The sequence below is a fragment of the Rhizobacter sp. P3_C12 genome, assembly GCF_056402735.1.
The window spans coordinates 1-20,899 of the sequence record NZ_JBFUGW010000006.1 but is presented as its reverse complement, the minus strand read 5'-3'; the positions used below and the strand labels follow the sequence as shown (position 1 = coordinate 20,899).

Sequence of the window (20,899 nt, the reverse complement as noted above, 5' to 3'; positions counted from 1 at the left end):
AACTGGTCGCCATGAGTGACGAACGAAGCGCAGTCAGCATCGACCTGGCGGACCGAAGCTACGACATCCTGATCGGTGGCGGTTTGCTCTCCGATCGGCAGATCGTCGATGACTTGCCGCGGGCCAGCACCGCGGTCATCGTGTCGAATCCGACGGTGGCCGGGTTGTATGCGCATCGCTTGCAGACCTTGCTGAAGACGAAGTCCGATCAGTGCATGGTCGTCGAACTGCCTGATGGCGAGATCCACAAGGACTGGTCGTCGCTGGAACGCATCTTCGGCGCCCTGCTGAGGGCGGGCGCCGACCGCAAGACGGTGCTCTACGCCCTGGGCGGCGGCGTGGTCGGCGACATCACCGGCTTCGCGGCGGCCTGCTACATGCGCGGCATTCCCTTCGTCCAGGTGCCCACCACCTTGCTGGCCCAGGTGGATTCGTCGGTCGGCGGCAAGACCGCCATCAACCACCCACTGGGCAAGAACATGATCGGCGCGTTCTACCAGCCGCTGCGCGTGATCGCCGACCTGGACACGCTCGACACGCTGCCCGACCGCGAGGTCTCGGCCGGGCTGGCCGAGGTCATCAAGTACGGCCCGATCGCCGACGACACCTTTCTCGGCTGGATCGAAGACAACCTCGACGCGCTGCTCGCGCGCGACAAGAAGGCGCTGGCCCATGCCGTCAAGCGCTCGTGCGAGATCAAGGCCTGGGTCGTCGGCCAGGACGAACGCGAAACCGGCCTGCGCGCGATCCTGAACTTCGGCCACACCTTCGGCCATGCGATCGAGGCCGGCCTCGGGTTCGGAACCTGGCTGCATGGCGAGGCTGTCGGCTGCGGGATGGTGATGGCGGCCGACCTGTCGCACCGCCTCGGCCTGATCGACGCGGCCTATGCGCAGCGCATCACCCGGCTGGTCGAGCGCGCGCGATTGCCGATCCGTGGCCCGCAGCTCGGCGCCGACCGCTACCTCGAACTGATGCGCGTCGACAAGAAATCCGAGGCCGGCGAGATCCGCTTCGTCGTGATCGAGGCGCCGGGGCGCGCCGCGCTGCGGCCGGCACCCGACGACATCGTGCGCGAGGTGCTGGCGGCCCACGCTGCCTGAACCATGTCGGCCCTGCGTCCGGCCGGAGGAATGCAACCGTATGCCTGCGATCCGCAGCACAGCGGCGGCCGCCGGCTGCACGAGTCGCCCGCGCCCACCCGCAGCGAGTACCAGCGCGACCGCGATCGCATCGTGCACAGCACCGCCTTCCGCCGGCTGGTCTACAAGACGCAGGTGTTCCTGAACCACGAAGGCGACCTGTTCCGCACGCGGCTGACCCATTCGCTGGAGGTGGCCCAGCTCGGCCGCTCGATCGCCCGCAGCCTCGGCCTGAACGAGGACCTGGTCGAAGCCATCGCGCTGGCCCATGACCTCGGCCACACGCCGTTCGGCCACGCCGGCCAGGATGCGTTGAACGACTGCCTGCAGGCGGTGGATCCGCACAGCGGCGGCTTCGAGCACAACCTGCAGAGCCTGCGTGTCGTGGATTCGCTCGAAGAGCGTTATCCCCACTTCGACGGGCTGAACCTGACGCTGGAAACCCGGGAGGGAATCCTGAAGCACTGCTCCGGCCCCGCCGCCGCACGGCTCGAGGCCCGGGAGCCGAACGGTGTCGCGCACCGCTTCGTCGCGCGGCTGCGTCCAGGCCTGGAAGCGCAGCTGTGCAACCTGGCGGACGAGATCGCCTACAACGCGCACGACGTGGATGACGGCGTGCGTTCCGGCCTGTTGAAGCTCGAGCAACTCGACGAGGTGCCGCTGTTCGCGCGCTGCAAGGCCGAATCGCTGGCGGCCCACCCCGGCCTGCGCGGCAAGCGGCTGCTGTTCGAGAGCATTCGCCGCATGCTGTCGGCCCAGGTCTACGACGTGCTCGACGCCAGCGCCGCGGCGATCGCGCTGCAGGGCCCGCGCAGCGTGGCAGACGTTCGCCGGGCGCCGCCGCTGATCTGCTTCAGTGCTCAGATGGCAGCCGACAGCGTCGAACTGAAGCGTTTCCTGCGGCACAACCTCTACCGGCACCCGCAGGTCGTGGCGACCACCGACCGGGCCAAGCAGGTGGTGCGCGAGCTGTTCGCGATCTACCGCGAGGCGCCGCAGGAATGGATGTCGGCCGGCGAATCGCGCACGGCCGGGCTGCGGCAGTTGGCCGACTACATCGCGGGGATGACCGACCGCTACGCGTTGCGCGAGCACGAGCGCCTGACCGGCCGGCGGCTGTTCGACTGAGCCATGGCGCGCCTCGCCCGCCTGTGCATTCCCGGCCAACCGCACCTCGTGCAGCAGCGCGGGCACAACGGCCAGCCGGTGTTCATCGACGAGGCCGACATCCGGGGCTTCCTGCGGATGCTGGCCGAGGCCGCGAAGGCGAACGGTGTCGCGGTCCATGCCTATGGGCTGGCGACGGGCGAAGTGCACCTGCTCGCGACGCCGACTGCGGCCGATTCGCTGAGCCGGCTGATGCAGGCGATCGGGCGGCAGCACGGCCAGGCCTTCAACCGCCGCCATGGCCGTTCCGGCAGCCTGTGGGATGGCCGCTTCCGTACCGCCCCGATCGATGGGGAACAGCACTTGCTTGCTGCCATGCGCTTTGTCGAGTCGGCCGTGCCGGACCTGCGCGCCTCCAGTGCGTCGCACCACCTTGGGCAGGCGACCGATCCCGTCGTAAGCGACCACTCTCTCTATTGGGCATTGGGAAACACGCCATTCGACCGGGAGGTGAAATACCGCACATGGTTCGAGCAAGGTGCTTCTTCGGCTGAAGCCGAGCGCTTCCGGCGTGCGGTCACGCAAGGATGGCCGCTCGGAGAGGCCTCATTCATCGACAGCTTGTCCCAGGTGACGACGCGCCGGCTGGCGGCGCGTCCGCGGGGGCGGCCGCCGAAAACCGCCGTTTGATATGTCCCCAATTATTCCAAGCGCTAAGCTCGCAAAGCTCAAAAAGGTATCTGACCCCATTTATTTCGATTGAAGCCCCTGTTGCAGTGCAGTATTCTTCGCGTCCATTCCAGATTTCCGGACGGAGTACGCCATGACCCAGGCCGACCAAGGTGGGGCATCTCCCGCTGACAGCGCAGACGCCGCTGAACTGCAGCAAGCGGCCGAGCACGGCCTCTACGACCCGGCGAACGAGCACGATGCCTGCGGCGTCGGCTTCGTCGCCCACATCAAGGGCCACAAGGCGCACAGCATCGTTGCGCAGGGCCTGAAGATCCTCGAGAACCTCGACCACCGCGGCGCGGTCGGTGCCGACAAGCTGATGGGCGACGGCGCCGGCATCCTGATCCAGATTCCCGACGAGTTCTACCGTGCCGAGATGGCGACGCAGGGGGTCGTGCTGCCGCCGCCCGGCGAGTACGGCGTCGGCATGATCTTCATGCCGAAGGAACACGCGTCGCGCCTGGCCTGCGAGCAGGAGGTGGAGCGCGCGGTGCGGGCCGAGGGCCAGGTGCTGCTGGGCTGGCGCGAGGTGCCGGTCGACTCGGAGATGCCGATGTCGCCCACCGTGCGCGCCAAGGAACCGATCATCCGGCAGGTCTTCATCGGCCGCGGCCCCGACGTGATCGTGCAGGACGCGCTCGAGCGCAAGCTCTACGTGATCCGCAAGACGGCGTCGAGCGCGATCCAGCGCCTGAAGCTCACGCACAGCCGCGAGTACTACGTGCCCAGCATGAGCTGCCGCACCATCATCTACAAGGGCCTGCTGCTGGCCGACCAGGTCGGCAAGTACTACCAGGACCTGCAGGACCCGCGCGTGATGTCGGCGCTGGCGCTGGTGCACCAGCGCTTCTCGACCAACACCTTCCCCGAGTGGCCGCTGGCCCACCCGTACCGGATGGTGGCGCACAACGGCGAGATCAACACCGTCAAGGGCAACTTCAACTGGATGCGCGCCCGCGAAGGCGTGATGAAGTCGCCGGTGCTCGGCGACGACCTGAACAAGCTCTACCCGATCACCTTCGAGGGGCAGTCCGACACCGCCACCTTCGACAACGCGCTCGAGCTGCTGACGATGAGCGGCTACTCGCTCGCGCACGCCGCGATGATGATGATTCCCGAGGCCTGGGAGCAGCACGCGACGATGGACGAGCGCCGCCGCGCGTTCTACGAGTACCACGCCGCGATGATGGAGCCGTGGGACGGCCCCGCCTCGATGGTGTTCACCGACGGCCGCCAGATCGGCGCCACGCTCGACCGCAACGGCCTGCGCCCGTCGCGCTACATCGTCACCGACGACGACCTGGTCGTGATGGCCTCCGAATCCGGCGTGCTGCCGATGATCCCGGAGAACAAGATCGTCAAGAAGTGGCGCCTGCAGCCCGGCAAGATGTTCCTGATCGACTTCGACCAGGGCCGCATCATCGACGACGAGGAACTGAAGAACCAGTTCGCGCTCGCCAAGCCCTACCGCCAGTGGATCGAGAACGTGCGCATCCGCCTCGATTCGATCGAGCTGACCGGCGAGCCGCGCGAGTTCGGCGAATCGCTGCTCGACCGCCAGCAGGCCTTCGGCTACACGCAGGAGGACATCAAGTTCCTGCTGAGCCCGATGGCGCAGGCCGGCGAGGAAGGCACCGGCTCGATGGGCAACGACTCGCCGCTCGCGGTGCTGTCGGACAAGAACAAGCCGCTGTACAACTACTTCAAGCAGCTGTTCGCGCAGGTCACGAACCCGCCGATCGACCCGATCCGCGAGGCGGTCGTGATGTCGCTGGTGTCGTTCATCGGCCCGAAGCCCAACCTGCTCGACATCAACGCGGTGAACCCGCCGATGCGGCTCGAGGTGTCGCAGCCGATCCTCGACTTCGCCGACATGGAGCGGCTGATCGAGATCGAGAAGCACACGCACGGCAAGTTCAAGAGCCATGTGATCGACATCACCTACCCGCTCGCGTGGGGCGACGAAGGTGTCGAAGCCAAGCTCGCGTCGCTGTGCGCCGAGAGCGTCGATGCGCTGAAGAGCGGCCACAACATCCTGATCATCAGCGACCGCGCGATGAACCGCGGCCACGTCGCGATCCCCGCGCTGCTCGCGCTGTCGGCGATCCACCAGCACCTGGTGCGCGAGGGCCTGCGCACGACGGCCGGCCTGGTCGTCGAGACCGGCTCGGCGCGCGAGGTGCATCACTTCGCGGTGCTGGCGGGCTACGGCGCCGAGGCGGTGCACCCGTACCTCGCGATGGAGACGCTGATCGGCCTGCACAAGGAGCTGCCGGGCGAGCTGTCGGCCGACAAGGCCATCTACAACTACGTGAAGGCGATCGGCAAGGGGCTGTCGAAGATCATGTCCAAGATGGGCATCTCGACCTACATGTCGTATTGCGGTGCGCAGATCTTCGAGGCGATCGGCCTCGACAAGGTGCTGATCGACAAGTACTTCCGCGGCACCGCGAGCCAGGTCGGCGGCATCGGCGTGTTCGAGGTCGCCGAAGAGGCGATCCGCATGCACCGCGCGGCCTTCGGCGACGACCCGGTGCTCGAGAACATGCTCGATGCCGGCGGCGAGTACGCCTGGCGCGTGCGCGGCGAGGAGCACATGTGGACGCCGGACGTGATCGCGAAGCTGCAGCACAGCGCGCGCGCGAACAAGTTCGACACCTACAAGGAGTACGCCCAGCTGGTGAACGACCAGTCGCGCCGCCACATGACGCTGCGCGGGCTGTTCGAGTTCAAGGTCGACCCGGCCAAGGCGATCCCGCTCGACGAAGTGGAGCCCGCGGCCGAGATCGTCAAGCGCTTCGCGACCGGTGCGATGTCGCTCGGCTCGATCTCCACCGAGGCGCACGCGACGCTGGCCGTCGCGATGAACCGCATCGGCGGCAAGTCGAACACCGGCGAGGGCGGCGAGGACCCGGCTCGCTACCGCAACGAGCTGAAGGGCATCCGGATCAGCGCCGGCACCAAGGTCAGCGACGTGATCGCCAACAAGGTCATCGAGGCCGACTACGAGCTGCAGGAGGGCGACTCGCTGCGCTCGAAGATCAAGCAGGTGGCGTCGGGCCGCTTCGGCGTCACCGCCGAGTACCTGTCGTCGGCCGACCAGATCCAGATCAAGATGGCCCAGGGCGCGAAGCCGGGCGAGGGCGGCCAGCTRCCGGGCGGCAAGGTCACCGACTACATCGGTTTCCTGCGCTACTCGGTGCCGGGCGTCGGGCTGATCTCGCCGCCGCCRCACCATGACATCTACTCGATCGAGGACCTGGCGCAGCTGATCCACGACCTGAAGAACGCGAACCAGCGTGCGAGCATCAGCGTGAAGCTGGTGTCCGAGGTCGGCGTCGGCACCATCGCGACCGGCGTGGCCAAGGCCAAGGCCGACCACATCGTGATCGCCGGGCATGACGGCGGCACCGGCGCGTCGCCGTGGAGCTCGATCAAGCATGCCGGCACGCCGTGGGAGCTCGGCCTCGCCGAGACCCAGCAGACGCTGGTGCTGAACCGGCTGCGCGGCCGCGTGCGCGTGCAGGCCGACGGCCAGATGAAGACCGGCCGCGACGTCGTCATCGGCGCGCTGCTGGGCGCCGACGAGTTCGGTTTCGCGACCGCGCCGCTGGTGGTCGAGGGCTGCATCATGATGCGCAAGTGCCACCTGAACACCTGCCCGGTGGGCGTGGCCACGCAGGATCCGGTGCTGCGCAAGAAATTCCAGGGCCGCCCGGAACACGTCGTCAACTTCTTCTTCTTCATCGCCGAAGAGGCGCGCCAGATCATGGCGCAGCTGGGCATCCGCAAGTTCGACGACCTGATCGGCCGCGCCGACCTGCTCGACACCCGCAAGGGCATCTCGCACTGGAAGGCGAGCGGCCTCGACTTCTCGCGCATCTTCCACCTGCCGACGGCGCCGGCCGACGTGGCGCGCCGCCAGGTCGAGGAGCAGGACCACGGGCTGGCGCGTGCGCTCGACGTGAAGCTGATCCAGAAGTGCCTGCCCGCGCTGGAGCGCGGCGAGAAGGTGCAGTTCATGGAGGAGACGCGCAACGTGAACCGCACCGTCGGCGCGATGCTGTCGGGCGAGCTGGTGCGCCGCCATCCCGAAGGCCTGCCCGACCACACGATCTTCATGCAGATGGAGGGCACCGGCGGCCAGAGCTTCGGCGCCTTCCTCGCGAAGGGGATCACGCTGTACCTGATCGGCGACGCGAACGACTACACCGGCAAGGGCCTGTCCGGTGGCCGCGTGGTGGTGCGACCGAGCATCGACTTCCGCGGCGACGCGACGCGCAACATCATCGTGGGCAACACCGTGCTGTACGGTGCGACCAGCGGCGAGGCGTTCTTCCGCGGCGTGGCCGGCGAGCGCTTCGCGGTGCGCCTGTCGGGCGCGACCGCGGTCGTCGAAGGTACCGGCGACCACGGCTGCGAGTACATGACCGGCGGCACGGTCGCGGTGCTCGGCAAGACCGGGCGCAACTTCGCGGCCGGCATGAGCGGCGGCATCGCCTATGTGTTCGATGAAGACGGCCAGTTCGCCAAGCGCTGCAACACCGCGATGGTGCAGCTCGACAAGGTGCTGGGCGCCGCCGAACAGGAGGCCTCGGTCGACAAGGCGGTGTGGCACCTGGGCCAGGCCGACGAGGCGATCCTGCGCAAGCTGCTCGACGACCACCACCGCTGGACCGGCAGCCTGCGTGCGCGCGAGATCCTCGACACCTGGGCCGAGTCGCGCGGCAAGTTCGTGAAGGTGTTCCCGAGCGAGTACAAGCGCGCGCTCGGCGAGATCAACGCCGCGAAGCAGGCCGGTGACACGATCGCGAAGGCGAAAGTCATCGAGAAGAACGCCGACAAGGGCGGCCCCAAGTCCAAGAGTGGCGCCAAGGCCTGAGCCAGGCCCAGCCCCAGCCAACCGGAGTAGCGAGAGATCATGGGAAAAGTCACCGGCTTCATGGAGTACGAGCGCCTGGAAGAGGGCTATGCGCCCGTGCAGGCGCGCCTGAAGAACTACAACGAGTTCGTGATCGGGCTCAAGGCGGACGAGTCGAAGGTCCAGGCGGCGCGCTGCATGGATTGCGGCACGCCCTTCTGCAACAGCGGCTGCCCGGTCAACAACATCATTCCGGACTTCAACGACCTCGTGTACCGCAACGAGTGGCGCAATGCCATCGACGTGCTGCACTCGACGAACAACTTCCCGGAATTCACCGGGCGCATCTGCCCGGCACCGTGCGAGGCGGCCTGCACGCTGAACGTCAACGACGACGCGGTCGGCATCAAGAGCATCGAGCACGCGATCATCGACCGGGCCTGGGCCGAGGGCTGGGTCAAGGCGCGCCCGCCGAAGGCGAAGACGGGCAAGAAGGTCGCGGTCGTCGGCTCCGGCCCGGCCGGCCTGGCGGCCGCGCAGCAGCTGGCACGTGCCGGTCACGACGTGACGGTGTTCGAGAAGAACGACCGCATCGGCGGCCTGCTGCGCTACGGCATTCCCGACTTCAAGATGGAGAAGTCGCACATCGACCGCCGCGTCGAGCAGATGCAGGCCGAGGGCGTGCAGTTCCGCACCGGCGTGATCGTCGGCAAGCTGCCCGAAGGCAGCAAGGTCACCAACTGGGCCAAGGAAAGCATCACGCCCGACGAGCTGAAGGCGCAGTTCGACGCGGTCGTGCTGGCCGGCGGTGCCGAGCAGTCGCGCGACCTGCCGGTGCCGGGGCGCGACCTCGACGGCGTGCACTTCGCGATGGAGTTCCTGCCGCAGCAGAACAAGCTGAACGCCGGCGACAAGCTGAAGAACCAGCTGCGCGCCGACGGCAAGCACGTGATCGTGATCGGCGGCGGCGACACCGGCAGCGACTGCGTCGGCACCAGCAATCGGCATGGCGCGAAGAGCGTCACGCAGTTCGAGCTGATGCCGATGCCGCCCGAGCAGGAGAACAAGCCGCTGGTGTGGCCGTACTGGCCGATCAAGCTGCGCACCAGCTCCAGCCATGAAGAAGGCTGCGAGCGCGAGTTCGCGATCGCCACCAAGGAGTTCATCGGTGGCGAGGGCAAGGACAAGGGCAAGCTGCGCGCGCTGAAGGCGGTGCGCGTCGAGTGGCAGGGCGGCAAGATGACCGAGGTGCCGGGCAGCGAGCAGACGCTGCCGGCCGATCTGGTGCTGCTGGCGATGGGCTTCGTCAGCCCGGTCGCGAGCGTGCTCGATGCGTTCGGCGTCGACAAGGATGCGCGCGGCAATGCGCGAGCTGGCACCGATTTCATCGGTGGCTATGCGACCAGCGTCCCCAAGGTGTTCGCGGCCGGCGACGTGCGGCGCGGCCAGTCGCTGGTGGTGTGGGCGATCCGCGAAGGGCGCCAGGCGGCCCGCGCAGTCGATGAATTCCTGATGGGATCCAGCGACTTGCCGCGCTGAGGGCCGATCGGCGGCCGACAAACGGTCGTTCCCACCCGACCGGCAGCGCCGTCGCCRGCGGGGCCTCCGCCTAGACTACGGTCCATGAACGGCGGACACCTCCCCCCCACCTCCGTGCCCTTGCGGCACGGCGGCTTCACCCTCATCGAATTGATGGTCACGGTCGCGATCGTGGCCATCCTGGCGATGGCCGCGGCACCGTCGATGCGTGATTTCGTGATCCGCAATCGCAGTTCCGCGGCGAGCAACGAGTTCATGGGCAGCGTGCTGCGTGCCCGCAACGAGGCCGCCTCGCGCAACTCGTGCGTGACGATGTGCGTCAGCAGCAACGGATCGAGTTGTGACGCTGCCACCCCGACGGCCTGGGGCAGCGGATGGATCGTCTTCCGCAATCCGGCCTGCGATGCAGCGGCCGTGAATCCTGCGGCCGACGACGTGCTGCTGGTGACGGGCGCGCTGACCGCCGACTACACCATCACCGGTCCCGGCGGCCTGATCTTCTTCTCGGCGACGGGCCGGCCCCGGTCGACCGATGTCGGTTCCTTCAATGTGCGCTACCAGACATCGACCCGCTCTTCCAATCGCACGATCTGCGTGAGTCCGCTGGGTCGTACGTTGACAGTGGGCTACGGCGAGACATGTCCATGAAAACGATGCATTCCATCCCTGCCGGTCCGGGCCGCAGCGCGCGCCGATCCTCGGGGTTCACGCTCATCGAAGTGCTGGTGACCGTCCTCATCATGTCCCTCGGCATGCTGGGCATCGCCGCGCTGCAGGCGACCACCTCGCGCTTCAAGATCGGCGCGTGGGCGAGGTCTTCGACGGCGGTGCTGTTCAGCGATTTCGCCGACCGTGTGCGCGCCAATCCGGACGTGGCCGGGCTGTCCTACTTCAGCAGCGGGGCGGCGACCTCGACCTCGGCCTACGCGCTGACCACGAACTGGAGCACGCAGTCGACCGCCGCGCCGCCGGCCGTCTCGACCGACTGCAGCACAGCCACCTGCACCGCCACCGAGCGTGCCGCCTACGACCTGACCATCTGGCGGCAGCAGATCCGGCGCCAGCTGCCGCAGGGTTCGGCGTTCGTCACCGGCAACCGCAGCACCGGCATGACGGTGACGATGATGTGGTTCGACAAGCAGTTCCTCACGGCGAACAACACCCTGGACAAGAGCAAGGCCTGCACTGTCGCTGCAACTTACACCGCTTCTGCGGCCATGAGCAACTGCTGCCCGGATGCCGCCGGTGCGGCGGACGGCGTTCGTTGCGTCAACTTCACCTTCCTCCCATGAACGGCCATCACTTCCCGAAGCGCGCCGGGCGCCGTCCCGCTCAGCGCGGCCTGACCTTGGTCGAATTGCTGGTGGCGATCACCATCAACCTGGCCATCGTCGTCGCCGCCGTCTACCTGTACCTCGGCACCCGCGAAAGCCAGCGCACGATCGACCAGGTCTCGGAAGCCAACGAAGTCGGGGTCTTCGCGCTGCGGGCGCTGGGCCGCGATGTCGTCAATGCAGGCTTCTATCCGGCAGTCAGCTCCGAGGGCAACGAGAACGTCCTGGCGGCCTACAGCAACATCACCGGCTCGCCTGGCCTGCCCGGGTACGCCACCGGCATCTTCGGATGCGAAGCGACGAATTTCAACCTGGTGACCGGCACCTGCGGCACCACGGCAGGAAGCGATGAACTGGTCGTCGCCTACTTCACGAACGACGCGTTCGGCGAGGCTGGCGGCCAGCGCAAGGATTGCAACGGCAACGATGTCGGGACCGCTCCCGTCAACACGAGCCGCCTCGGCACCGGCGCGGCGACCCAGCCGCCCGCCAAGCCACTTCTGGTCGCCAACCACTACCGGCTGGGGGCTGCCAAGACGGTGGTCGTCGATGGACAGACGGCCAGCGTGCGCAGCCTGGAATGCCGCGGCAATGCGGCCGCCTCGACCGGCTACCAGCCGGTGATTTCGAACATCGAGGAATTCCAGGTCACCTATGGCGTCTTCTCGACCAGCGATCGCGCGGTCGACAAGTTCTACACCGCAGCCCAGTTTGCCAGCCTCCCCCTGCCGACGCTGACCATCGACGGCAAGTCGCTGACGCCCTGGGCCCGGGTGGCCGCGGTGCGCATCTGCGTGCTGTCGAAAACCTACGGGGGTCCCAGCCGGATCAACGACACCGCCGGCGCGCTGCGAACCTACCAGGACTGCGAGGGAACGGTGAAGACGCAGGCGCTCACCGACCGTTCGACGTACAAGCTCTACAGCCAGGTCTTCGGCTTGCGCAACTTCCTCAACAAGACGTATTGATTCCTATGCTGCCGCTTCGTCTTGAATCCCGTGTACCGGCGCTGCCGGCGAACCGTCTCGTGCGTCGCCGGCGTCCGGCCCGGCAGCAGGGCGTCGCGATGGTCGTCGTGCTGATGCTGATGCTGGCGCTGATGGGCATCGTCGCGTTCTCGGCGCGCAACGCCAACTTCGGTGAAATGTCGTCGCGCAACCAGCTGGACGGCGAGATTGCCCGCCAGGCGGCGGAGTCGGCCCTGCGCGATGCCGAGCGCGACCTGCTGCTGTCCGACGGGTCGGTGCTGGCGAGCAGCACTGCCAAGTGCAAGCGCGAAGGCGCACGGCCGCTGGAAAGCGCCGTCGCCGGCTTCTCGGCAACCTGCGTGGGCGGGCAGTGCGACAAGGCGCTGAACGACTACAAGACAACGAGCTGGGCTGCCTCGTCCCCCAACGGCGAGCCCTGGTGGCCGCAAGACAAGGGCGGCATGTGGGGTGACCCGTCCACCAAGCCGAAGACCGCGAATGCCGCCACCTGCGCGACCTTCACCGGTGGCGTGCCGCTCGGCCTGTACACCGGTGCGCCGGCGGTTCCCGGCGTGGCCATCCAGCCCGAGTACCTGATCGAACAGTTCTCCCGCAGCAGCGGCCGCGTCCTCTACTACCGCATCACCGCGCGCGGCTTCGGCGTCTCCGACCGCACGCAGGTGGTCCTGCAGTCGTACTTCCAGCCCTTCACGATCAAGTGATCGCCGGCCACGTCGGCTCCTGAATTCATTCGAGGTCTTCCATGCGTCACTTCATTCGACGAACCTTCTGCATCGCGCTGGTCTGGGCCATGATGCCGCTGCCGCAGGCCTTTGCCGCCTCGACGGCCACCGTCTACACGCCGATCAGCCCGATTCCGGCGAATGCGGTGACCTATCCGGCCAAGCCCGCGATCATGCTGAACATGTCCAAGGACCATCAGCTGTTCTACCGGGCCTACAACGAGTTCACCGACTACGACAACGACGGGCAGCCCGATGGCGGCTACATCCACGCGATCCGCTATTCGGGCTATTTCGACACGGGCAAGTGCTACGCCTACAGCGGGACGACCGGCCGCTTCGCCTGGACCGCCGACACCACCGACAAGTACTGCGCCAGCGGCACCGGCTGGAGCGGCAACTTCCTGAACTGGGCGACGATGACGCGCATGGACATGGTCCGCAAGGTCCTGTACGGCGGCTTCCGCTCCACCGACACCAACTCGCTGACCGTGCTCGAGCGTGCGTCGCTGCCGATGGACGCCCACTCGTTCGCCAAGTACTACAACGGCACCGACATCAACCGGCTGACTCCGTACACGGGTCAGACGCAGATCACGATGTGCAACACGACGATCGACGCCAACGGCGCCTATTCGCACTTGACGACGAATGCGCCGTTGATGCGGGTCGCGAGCGGCAACTACTCGCTGTGGAATGCCAACGAACGCCGGCAATGCCGGTGGGGCGACGAAAACGGCTGGAGCAGCAACGGCAGCGGCAACGGCAACAGCTCCGCCGTGACCGGCCTGACCGCGGCCAACGACAATCCGCCGCGCACGGCGGCCCTTTCGGGCGGCAACAACGGCGACTTCATCGTGCGCGTCGAGGCGTGCAACAGCACGCACATCGGCGGCGAGCGCTGCCGGAAGTACCCGGGCGGCAACTACAAGCCGATCGGCCTGCTGCACGAGTACGGCGAGAGCGACCAGGCCGAATTCGGCCTGATCACCGGCTCGTTCTCGAAGAACACCTCCGGCGGCATCCTGCGCCGCAACGTGACCTCGTTCGTCCCCGAGGTGAACACGACGACCGACGGCACCTACACGTCCTTGGTCGGCATCGTCGGCACGATCAACAAGCTGCGCGTCTTCGGCTATGAATACGGCGACAGCAGCTACAACAACAACACCGACGGCACCTGCACGTACCAGCTGACCGCGCTCACGGACAACCAGTGCGCGAGCTGGGGCAACCCGATCGGCGAGATGTTTACCGAAGCGCTGCGCTACCTGAAAGGCCTGGCGCCGGCGGGGGACTACGGGTCGAATGCCGATGCGAAGGGCGACACGATGGGCCTGCCGCACCCGGCCTGGGTGGACCCGTTCACGCGCGGCACGACGACCGATGCGACCTTTGGCTCGCCGCAGTGCCGCCCGATCGACATCATCAACTTCAATGCCAGCGTCGTCTCCTACGACCGCGACACGCAGGCACCGTTCGCCGACCTCAATGCCACCGGTTCGCTGAACAGTTACGTGAATGCCATCGGCACCGGCGAAAACCTGACCGGCACCTTGCGCTTCGTCGGCCACACGGCCAGCGTGGACGACAAGGCGTGTACGGCGAAGACGCTGGCCAACCTGTCCGATGTGGAAGGCCTCTGCCCGACAGCGCCCGCTTACAAGGGCTCGTACAGCCTGGCGGGTGCCGCCTACTGGGCGCACACCAACCCGATCCGCAATTCGACGACGCTGCCGCTGACCGGCAGGGACACAGATCCGAATTTCCACGTCAACACCTACAGCGTGGCGCTGGCACCGGGGGTTCCGCGCATCACGGTGACGACCGGCGGAACGACACCCCTGAAGGCGATCATCCAGCCGTCGTACCTGCTGAACAAGCCGGGCGCCGATCCCGGCAACGGCACGCTGGTCGACTTCCGGGTCGTCAGCCAGACGGCCACGCACGGCAAGTACCTGGTGGTGTGGGAAGACTCGCAACAGGGCGGCGACTATGACCAGGACGCCTCGGGCATCCTGGAGTGGGACCTGAACGGCACGACGCTGAAGGTCACCACGTCCACCTTCGCCGACGCCACTGTCAATCCGCAGGGTTTCGGCTACACGATCTCGGGCACCAACCGGGACGGCGTCCACTTCCACTCCGGTATCCTGAATTTCAGCTACACCGACCCGACCAACCTGCCGGTCACCAAGACCGACGGCACGGCGTACGGCACTGGCGTGAACGCGTCCGGCGGCTGCAACGGCTGCAACAAGAACCAGGCGGCCAGCATGGCGACGTACACCGTCACCGGCAACAGCGGCGGCACGCTGGAAGACCCGCTGTGGTACGCCGCGAAGTGGGGCGGCTACAAGGTCACCTACAACAACGGCGTCGCGGATCTTCCCGATGCGACGAGCAAGTGGGACGTGAAGGACGCGAGCGGTGCGGCGAAGGTCGGCGGCGACGGCACGCCTGACAACTATTTCCTGGTGTTCAACCCGGATCAGCTGGAAGCGGCGCTGCGCGCGGTGTTCCAGGATGCGCTCGAGTCGTCGAACGCGGCCCCGGCCGTCTCGTCCAGCCAGCTGACGACCGGCGGCTTCAAGTACCTGGCCAACTTCGAGATCGCCAAGGTCTCGGGCGACATCGAAGGGTTCAAGATCCTGAGCAACGGTGCGTTCGACAAGACTGCCACCTGGAAGGCCAGCAAGGAACTGACAGCCATCGCCACGAACTCACGCAACGTCATCACCAATGACGGACCGGCGGGCGTCGGGTTCGACTGGGCGACGCTGAACGCGAGGACCAACTACAAGACTGCGCTGACGACCGGATCGGTCATCGCGCAGACGGATCTGCAGGCGGAGGCGACGGTCAACTACATGCGCGGCGACCGCAGCCAAGAGGGCAGCGGCGGCACGAAACCGCTGCGCGTGCGTCCGCTCACCAACATCCTCGGGCCGATCATCAGCGCGGCGCCGTGGATCCAGGAAAAGCCGGTGGCGCGCTACACGGCCGGCAACTACCCGGGATACGGTGCCTACGCCGCGGCCAAGGCCACCCGCAAGAAGCTGCTCTGGGCCGCCTCCGATGACGGCATGGTGCACGCGTTCGAAGCGCCTGCGGAGTCGGCCACGAGCACGCAGACCGGCGGCGCGCTGTTCTCGTATGCGCCGGGTGCGCTGGCGCAGCGCTTCTACGCGACCGGCCAGCAAGGCTTCGCCGTCACGGCGTATGTGGACGGCACGCCGTTCAGTGCGGATGTCTGGATCGACGACACGTCGACGACCAACACCGCCCTCGAGTGGCACACCTACCTCTTCGGCACGCTGGGGCGCGGCGGTCGCGGCGTCTATGCGCTGGACGCCACCACGCCGGACTCGCTGACGCAGGCCAATGCGTCGAGCGTCTTCAAGTGGGAGTTCACGGCCGACCATGACGCCGACCTGGGCTACGTGCTCAGCGACATCTCGGTCGAACCGGGCACCAACCAGCCGGCGCCTGTCGCGAAGCTGAACAACGGCAAGTACGGCCTGATCCTGGGTAACGGCTATAAATCGGCGGGTGGCCATGCCGCGCTGTTCGTGATCCCGGCCGACGGCCCGACCGCCGCGGGGAGCTGGGCCGGCCGCTACAAGAAGATCACCGTGGACGGCACGAGCACCGACAACGGCCTGTCGACGGCCACCTGGGTGGACCTGGACAACAACGGCACGGCCGATGTCGTCTACGCCGGCGACCTGAAGGGCAACCTGTGGAAGTTCGACATCTCGTCGAGCGATACCAACAACTGGAACGTCGCGTACGTCAACCCCTCCAGCGTCGCGCAGCCCCTGTACACCGCGCGCAGCCCCGCCAACGAGGTGCTGCCGATCACCGGTGCGCCGCAGTTCACCTTCCCGTCGATGGGTGGCGTGATGGTGAGCTTCGCCACCGGCCTGGCGAACACCAGCACGGAGTACCCGCGCAACAATGTCACGCAGCGGGTGTTCGGCATCTGGGATCGCCCGGACTTCACGGTGACGCCGAAGACGGCAGCCCGCCCGCGAGCCCTGCCGAGCGGCGTCAGCACGCTGGTTCAGCGCACGCTGACCCGGTCGGCGACGACGGGCATCGTGACGGTGGCGGCCGGTGCGGCGGTGGACTACCTGAACAGTTCGGGGGGTGCCAAGGACGGTTGGTTCATCAACCTTCCCGGCCAGTCCGAGATGGTGGTGTCGAACCTCGAGTACCGGTTGAACAACATCATGATGACTTCGATCCGGCCTCTCATCCGAACCGGCCGCATCGACACCTGCAGCGACCTGCCGCTGGCCACGTTGTTCGTCTTTGACCCGGTCACCGGCCTGCCCAACAGCAATGTGCTGGGCCCGCCCACGCTGGTCAATGGCGTGGTCGACTCCTACACGATCGGCGTCCCGGTGGATGACCAGAAGCTGCGCTTCGCCAACGACCGCACGCCGGCTCCAAGCCTCACCTCGTGCACCGCCGGCGAGGCGGGCTGTACTTGCACGGGCACGGGCGCGGCCGAAGTGTGCACGAAGGCACCCAAGTGCCCGGACGGCTCGGGCAGCCTGCGCGGCATCGGGCGCGATACCGACACCAACTTGTGCTTCTCGCAATCGAACTCCCGGATCCAGTGGCGCGAGGTTCCGGGCCTGCGAACCAAATAACAGGATGACTTCGATCATGAGGATTGACATGCGAAGCGGGACAAGGCGTGCGGGCGGCTTCACGCTGATCGAGTTGATGATCACCGTGGCGATCGTCGGCATCCTGTCGGCCATCGCGTACCCGTCCTATCGCGAGAGCATCGCGAAGGGGCGCCGCGCGAAGCTGACGACGCAGATGCTGGCGGCACAACAGTTCATGGAGCGCTGGTACAGCGAGAACTACGACTACTCGAAGAACACGGCCACTACGTCGGTGAACGATGCCGACCAGTTTCCGAAGCGTTTCGCGAAGGTGCCGCCGGAAGGGGACCAGTACTACACCCTGACCGTGATCGACCTGACGGCCACGACCTACACGTTGAAGGCCGTGCCCGAAGGGGGGATGACCGGCGACAAATGCGGTAACTTCACGCTGGACCAAAACGGCAAGAAGGGCGTGACGGGCACCGCCACCGTGGAAACCTGCTGGCGCTGATCATGCCGAGGGCAGGCCGGGGCCCCGCATCGCCGGGTGCCGGCCTGCTGCCGGCAGCGGTCGCGGCAGCCTTGCTGCACTTCGCCGTGCTGTACGCCGGGGCCGGGCCGGGTCCGGTGTTCACCGGCAGCGATCGGCAGGCACCGATGTCGGTGCGTGTCATTCCCCCCGAACCCATTCCCGTGCCAATCGCTGACCACGTCGCGACGCCACGGGTCCGGCCCATGCCGCAACCCGGCGAGCGCGCAGCCAAGGTCTTGCCGCCGGCGCAGGAGGCGGCAGCCGCCGCACCCCCAGCCGCTTCCGGCGTCGACCAGCCATCCACCGAGGCGCCGGGCGGCTACGACGTGCCGCCGATGCCGGAGCGCGGCTGGAACGTGGTGTTCCAGGCCATCGATCCCGCGGCGGAGGTCGACACCGTGGCCACCGTCGAACTGGAGGTGTCGGCCCAGGGCTTGATCCGGCACTGGCGCATCGTCGAGTCGAACGCGCCGCTGGAAGCGACCACGGCCCTGCTGCTCGGCATCGAAACAACTCCGATGCTGCCGGCCGTGCGCGACGGGGAACCCGTCGATGCCATCGTCCGGTATGAATTGCGATTCCTGAGGGTTCCGTCCAATTGACGACGCACTCGGATACGGTTCGTTGCCAACGGACCGGCGCGAGGATCATCTATCATCCGCTTCCGGCCATCGCTCACGCGGCCTGATCCTACGACCAGCGCATGTCCACCATCCCCTTGTCTCCCCCTGCGAACACCGGCGGCACCCTGATCGAACTGCGCGATGTCACCTGTGGCTACGGCGACCGGGTGATCCTCGAGAACGTCAACCTCAGCGTGCCGCGCGGCAAGGTGCTCGCGCTGATGGGCACCTCGGGCGGCGGCAAGACCACGGTGCTGCGCCTGATCGGGCGCCAGCTGCAGCCGATGAAGGGCCAGGTGCTGTTCGACGGCGTCGACATCGCCACCCTCGATGCGCAGGGCCTGCACGCGATGCGCCGGCGCATGGGCATGCTGTTCCAGTTCGGCGCGCTGTTCACCGACCTGTCGGTGTTCGACAACGTCGCGTTCCCGCTGCGCGAGCACACCAACCTCGGCGAGGCGATGATCCGCGACCTGGTGCTGATGAAGCTCAACGCGGTCGGCCTGCGCGGCGCGCGCGACCTGCTGCCGTCGCAGGTGTCGGGCGGCATGGCACGCCGTGTCGCGCTGGCACGGGCCATCGCGCTCGACCCCGACCTGATCATGTACGACGAGCCGTTCGCCGGCCTCGACCCCATTTCGATGAGCGTCGCCGCGACGCTGATCAAGGACCTGAACCACGCGCTGGGCGTCACCAGCATCGTCGTGTCGCACGACGTGGCCGAGACCTTCCTGATCGCCGACCACATCGTCTTCGTCGCCAACGGCAGGATCGCGGCGCAGGGCTCGCCGGCCGAGATGCGCGAGAGCGACGACCCGCTGGTGCAGCAGTTCGTCAAGGCGCAGACCGACGGGCCGGTGCGCTTCCACTACCCGGCCGTGTCGGTCGAGGAAGATTTCGGCGCAGGTTCCGGCGCAGGAGCAGCCCGATGAGCTGGTACAACCCCGCCGACATCGGCTTCTCGGTGCGCAGCAAGCTCGCCGGCGTCGGCGACGCGGCGCGCCTGTTCTTCCGGCTGGCCGGCCTCGGCAGTGCGAGCTTCGGCCGACCGCGCCTCGTCAGCGACCAGGTGTTCTTCCTCGGCAACCACTCGCTGTCGATCATCACGGTGTCGGGCCTGTTCGTCGGCTTCGTGCTCGCGCTGCAGGGCTACTACACGCTGCAGCGCTACGGCTCGGCCGAGGCGGTGGGCCTGCTGGTGGCGCTGTCGCTGGTGCGCGAACTCGGCCCGGTCGTCACCGCGCTGCTGTTCGCCGGCCGTGCCGGCACCTCGCTGACGGCCGAGATCGGCCTGATGAAGGCCGGCGAGCAGCTTGCCGCGATGGAGATGATGGCGGTCGACCCGATCAAGCGAGTGCTGGCGCCGCGCTTCTGGGGCGGCGTGATCGCGATGCCTTTCCTGGCGGCGGTGTTCAGCGCGGTCGGCATCATCGGCGGCTGGCTGGTCGCGGTGCCGCTGATCGGCATCGACGCCGGTTCGTTCTGGTCGCAGATGCAGGGCGGTGTCGACGTCTGGGCCGATGTCGGCAACGGCGTGATCAAGAGCCTCGTCTTCGGTTTCACCGTCACCTTCATCGCGCTGCTGCAGGGCTACAACTGCAAGCCGACGCCTGAAGGCGTGTCCGCCGCCACCACGCGCACCGTCGTGATGGCATCGCTTGCAACGCTGGGGCTCGATTTCGTGCTCACGGCCATGATGTTCTCGATTTGAAGAAAGAGGCGACGATGCAGAAATCTCGTCACGATGTGTGGGTGGGCCTGTTCGTGCTGATCGGCGCGGCAGCGGTGTTGTTCCTCGCGTTGAAGGCCGGCAACCTGCTGAGCCTGAACTTCGACGAGACCTACCAGGTGATCACCAAGTTCGACAACATCGGCGGGCTGAAGCCGCGCGCGGCCGTCAAGAGCGCCGGCGTGGTGGTCGGCCGCGTCGAGTCGATCGGCTTCGACGACAAGAGCTACCAGGCGCGCGTCGTGCTGCAGCTGCAGAAGAAGTTCGCGTTCCCGAAGGACAGCTCGGCCAAGATCCTGACGTCCGGCCTGCTCGGCGAGCAGTACATCGGGCTGGAGGCGGGTGCCGAGGAAAAGAACCTGGCGGCCGGCGACGTCATCAGCCAGACCCAGTCGGCGGTGGTGCTCGAGAACCTGATCAGCCAGTTCCTGTACAGCAAGGCGGCCGATTCCGGCGCGCCTGCGGCTGCGGCGGCGCCCGCCAGCGGAGCGAAGAAGTGAACCTGCGCGCGCTGCGTCTGCTGCGCCTGGCTTTCGCCGGCCTCGCGCTGGCGTGGCTTGCGTCGCTCACCGGCTGCGCGACGACCGCACCGGGGCCCGATGGCAAGCCGGTGCAGCGCGTCGACCCGTGGGAGAGCTGGAACCGCAAGGTCTACAACTTCAACGACGCGCTCGACACCGCGGTGCTGAAGCCGGTGGCCACCACCTACCGCGATGTCGTGCCGCAACCGACGCGGCGCGGCATCAGCAACATCTTCGGCAACGTGTCGGACCTGTGGTCGGCGTTCAACAACGTGCTGCAGGGCAAGGTCGACTCCGGCATGCAGGACGTGATGCGCGTGACCACCAACACGATCTTCGGTCTCGGCGGCTTCTTCGACGTCGCCACCGAGATGGGCCTGGAYCGGCACAACGAGGACCTCGGGCAGACGTTCGGGCGCTGGGGCATGAGTTCAGGGCCGTAC

The 20,899-nt window shown here is 67.1% G+C and carries 16 protein-coding genes; all 16 read left to right on the top strand.

Features of this window, described 5'->3' with window-relative positions; genetic code table 11:
- Positions 1–11: 11 nt before the first annotated feature.
- Entirely contained in the window at positions 12–1,103 is a 1,092-nt protein-coding gene (gene aroB, locus AC1DXV_RS02330; protein ID WP_477932289.1) for a 3-dehydroquinate synthase, read from the top strand.
- A gap of 3 nt (positions 1,104–1,106) precedes the next feature.
- Positions 1,107–2,270 (top strand): deoxyguanosinetriphosphate triphosphohydrolase, encoded by a 1,164-nt coding sequence (locus AC1DXV_RS02325; RefSeq protein WP_477932287.1) that lies wholly within the window; start codon positions 1,107–1,109, stop codon positions 2,268–2,270.
- Between the two features lie 3 nt (positions 2,271–2,273).
- A complete protein-coding gene (locus AC1DXV_RS02320) occupies positions 2,274–2,939 on the top strand; it encodes a transposase (protein WP_477865562.1) in 666 nt (221 codons plus the stop codon).
- 133 nt (positions 2,940–3,072) lie between these two features.
- The gene (locus AC1DXV_RS02315; protein ID WP_477932285.1) at positions 3,073–7,863 is read left to right on the top strand and encodes a glutamate synthase-related protein; all 4,791 of its coding nucleotides are present in this window, start codon (positions 3,073–3,075) and stop codon (positions 7,861–7,863) included.
- A 39-nt stretch (positions 7,864–7,902) separates the two neighbouring features.
- Complete coding sequence (locus AC1DXV_RS02310) at positions 7,903–9,381, top strand: glutamate synthase subunit beta (RefSeq protein ID WP_477932283.1); 1,479 nt, start codon at positions 7,903–7,905, stop codon at positions 9,379–9,381.
- Between the two features lie 84 nt (positions 9,382–9,465).
- Positions 9,466–10,029 carry a GspH/FimT family pseudopilin gene (locus AC1DXV_RS02305; protein ID WP_477865663.1) on the top strand — a complete coding sequence of 188 codons (564 nt, stop codon included), beginning with the start codon at positions 9,466–9,468 and terminating at the stop codon, positions 10,027–10,029.
- Complete coding sequence (gene pilV / locus AC1DXV_RS02300) at positions 10,020–10,673, top strand: type IV pilus modification protein PilV (RefSeq protein ID WP_477932281.1); 654 nt, start codon at positions 10,020–10,022, stop codon at positions 10,671–10,673. Before AC1DXV_RS02305 ends, pilV begins: the two co-directional genes overlap by 10 nt.
- Positions 10,670–11,683 carry a PilW family protein gene (locus AC1DXV_RS02295; RefSeq protein WP_477865665.1) on the top strand — a complete coding sequence of 338 codons (1,014 nt, stop codon included), beginning with the start codon at positions 10,670–10,672 and terminating at the stop codon, positions 11,681–11,683. Before pilV ends, AC1DXV_RS02295 begins: the two co-directional genes overlap by 4 nt.
- Positions 11,684–11,742: 59 nt before the next feature.
- Positions 11,743–12,405, top strand: a complete 663-nt coding sequence (locus AC1DXV_RS02290) for a pilus assembly PilX family protein (RefSeq protein WP_477865666.1) — start codon at positions 11,743–11,745, stop codon at positions 12,403–12,405.
- A gap of 41 nt (positions 12,406–12,446) precedes the next feature.
- A complete protein-coding gene (locus AC1DXV_RS02285) occupies positions 12,447–17,087 on the top strand; it encodes a pilus assembly protein (RefSeq protein ID WP_477932279.1) in 4,641 nt (1,546 codons plus the stop codon).
- A 28-nt stretch (positions 17,088–17,115) separates the two neighbouring features.
- A complete protein-coding gene (locus AC1DXV_RS02280) occupies positions 17,116–17,562 on the top strand; it encodes a type IV pilin protein (RefSeq protein WP_477932277.1) in 447 nt (148 codons plus the stop codon).
- Between the two features lie 71 nt (positions 17,563–17,633).
- Positions 17,634–18,185 (top strand): hypothetical protein, encoded by a 552-nt coding sequence (locus AC1DXV_RS02275; protein ID WP_477932275.1) that lies wholly within the window; start codon positions 17,634–17,636, stop codon positions 18,183–18,185.
- A 101-nt stretch (positions 18,186–18,286) separates the two neighbouring features.
- Complete coding sequence (locus AC1DXV_RS02270; protein ID WP_477932273.1) at positions 18,287–19,138, top strand: ABC transporter ATP-binding protein; 852 nt, start codon at positions 18,287–18,289, stop codon at positions 19,136–19,138.
- Entirely contained in the window at positions 19,135–19,917 is a 783-nt protein-coding gene (gene mlaE, locus AC1DXV_RS02265; RefSeq protein WP_477871543.1) for a lipid asymmetry maintenance ABC transporter permease subunit MlaE, read from the top strand. Before AC1DXV_RS02270 ends, mlaE begins: the two co-directional genes overlap by 4 nt.
- A gap of 14 nt (positions 19,918–19,931) precedes the next feature.
- A complete protein-coding gene (mlaD, locus tag AC1DXV_RS02260; protein ID WP_047501040.1) occupies positions 19,932–20,435 on the top strand; it encodes an outer membrane lipid asymmetry maintenance protein MlaD in 504 nt (167 codons plus the stop codon).
- On the top strand, positions 20,432–20,899 hold a 468-nt coding region (locus tag AC1DXV_RS02255; RefSeq protein ID WP_477932271.1), incomplete at its 3' end, for an MlaA family lipoprotein. The genes mlaD and AC1DXV_RS02255, both read left to right, overlap by 4 nt.

Bases quoted from the DNA above. Each gene is read 5' to 3' on its own strand.
- AC1DXV_RS02325 (WP_477932287.1), top strand. From the start codon at position 1,107: ATGTCGGCCCTGCGTCCGGCCGGAGGAATGCAACCGTATGCCTGCGAT.
- AC1DXV_RS02280 (WP_477932277.1), top strand. From the start codon at position 17,116: ATGCGAAGCGGGACAAGGCGTGCGGGCGGCTTCACGCTGATCGAGTTG.
- aroB (WP_477932289.1), top strand. From the start codon at position 12: ATGAGTGACGAACGAAGCGCAGTCAGCATCGACCTGGCGGACCGAAGC.
- AC1DXV_RS02320 (WP_477865562.1), top strand. From the start codon at position 2,274: ATGGCGCGCCTCGCCCGCCTGTGCATTCCCGGCCAACCGCACCTCGTG.
- mlaE (WP_477871543.1), top strand. From the start codon at position 19,135: ATGAGCTGGTACAACCCCGCCGACATCGGCTTCTCGGTGCGCAGCAAG.
- AC1DXV_RS02270 (WP_477932273.1), top strand. From the start codon at position 18,287: ATGTCCACCATCCCCTTGTCTCCCCCTGCGAACACCGGCGGCACCCTG.
- AC1DXV_RS02310 (WP_477932283.1), top strand. From the start codon at position 7,903: ATGGGAAAAGTCACCGGCTTCATGGAGTACGAGCGCCTGGAAGAGGGC.
- pilV (WP_477932281.1), top strand. From the start codon at position 10,020: ATGTCCATGAAAACGATGCATTCCATCCCTGCCGGTCCGGGCCGCAGC.
- mlaD (WP_047501040.1), top strand. From the start codon at position 19,932: ATGCAGAAATCTCGTCACGATGTGTGGGTGGGCCTGTTCGTGCTGATC.
- AC1DXV_RS02305 (WP_477865663.1), top strand. From the start codon at position 9,466: ATGAACGGCGGACACCTCCCCCCCACCTCCGTGCCCTTGCGGCACGGC.
- AC1DXV_RS02285 (WP_477932279.1), top strand. From the start codon at position 12,447: ATGCGTCACTTCATTCGACGAACCTTCTGCATCGCGCTGGTCTGGGCC.
- AC1DXV_RS02295 (WP_477865665.1), top strand. From the start codon at position 10,670: ATGAACGGCCATCACTTCCCGAAGCGCGCCGGGCGCCGTCCCGCTCAG.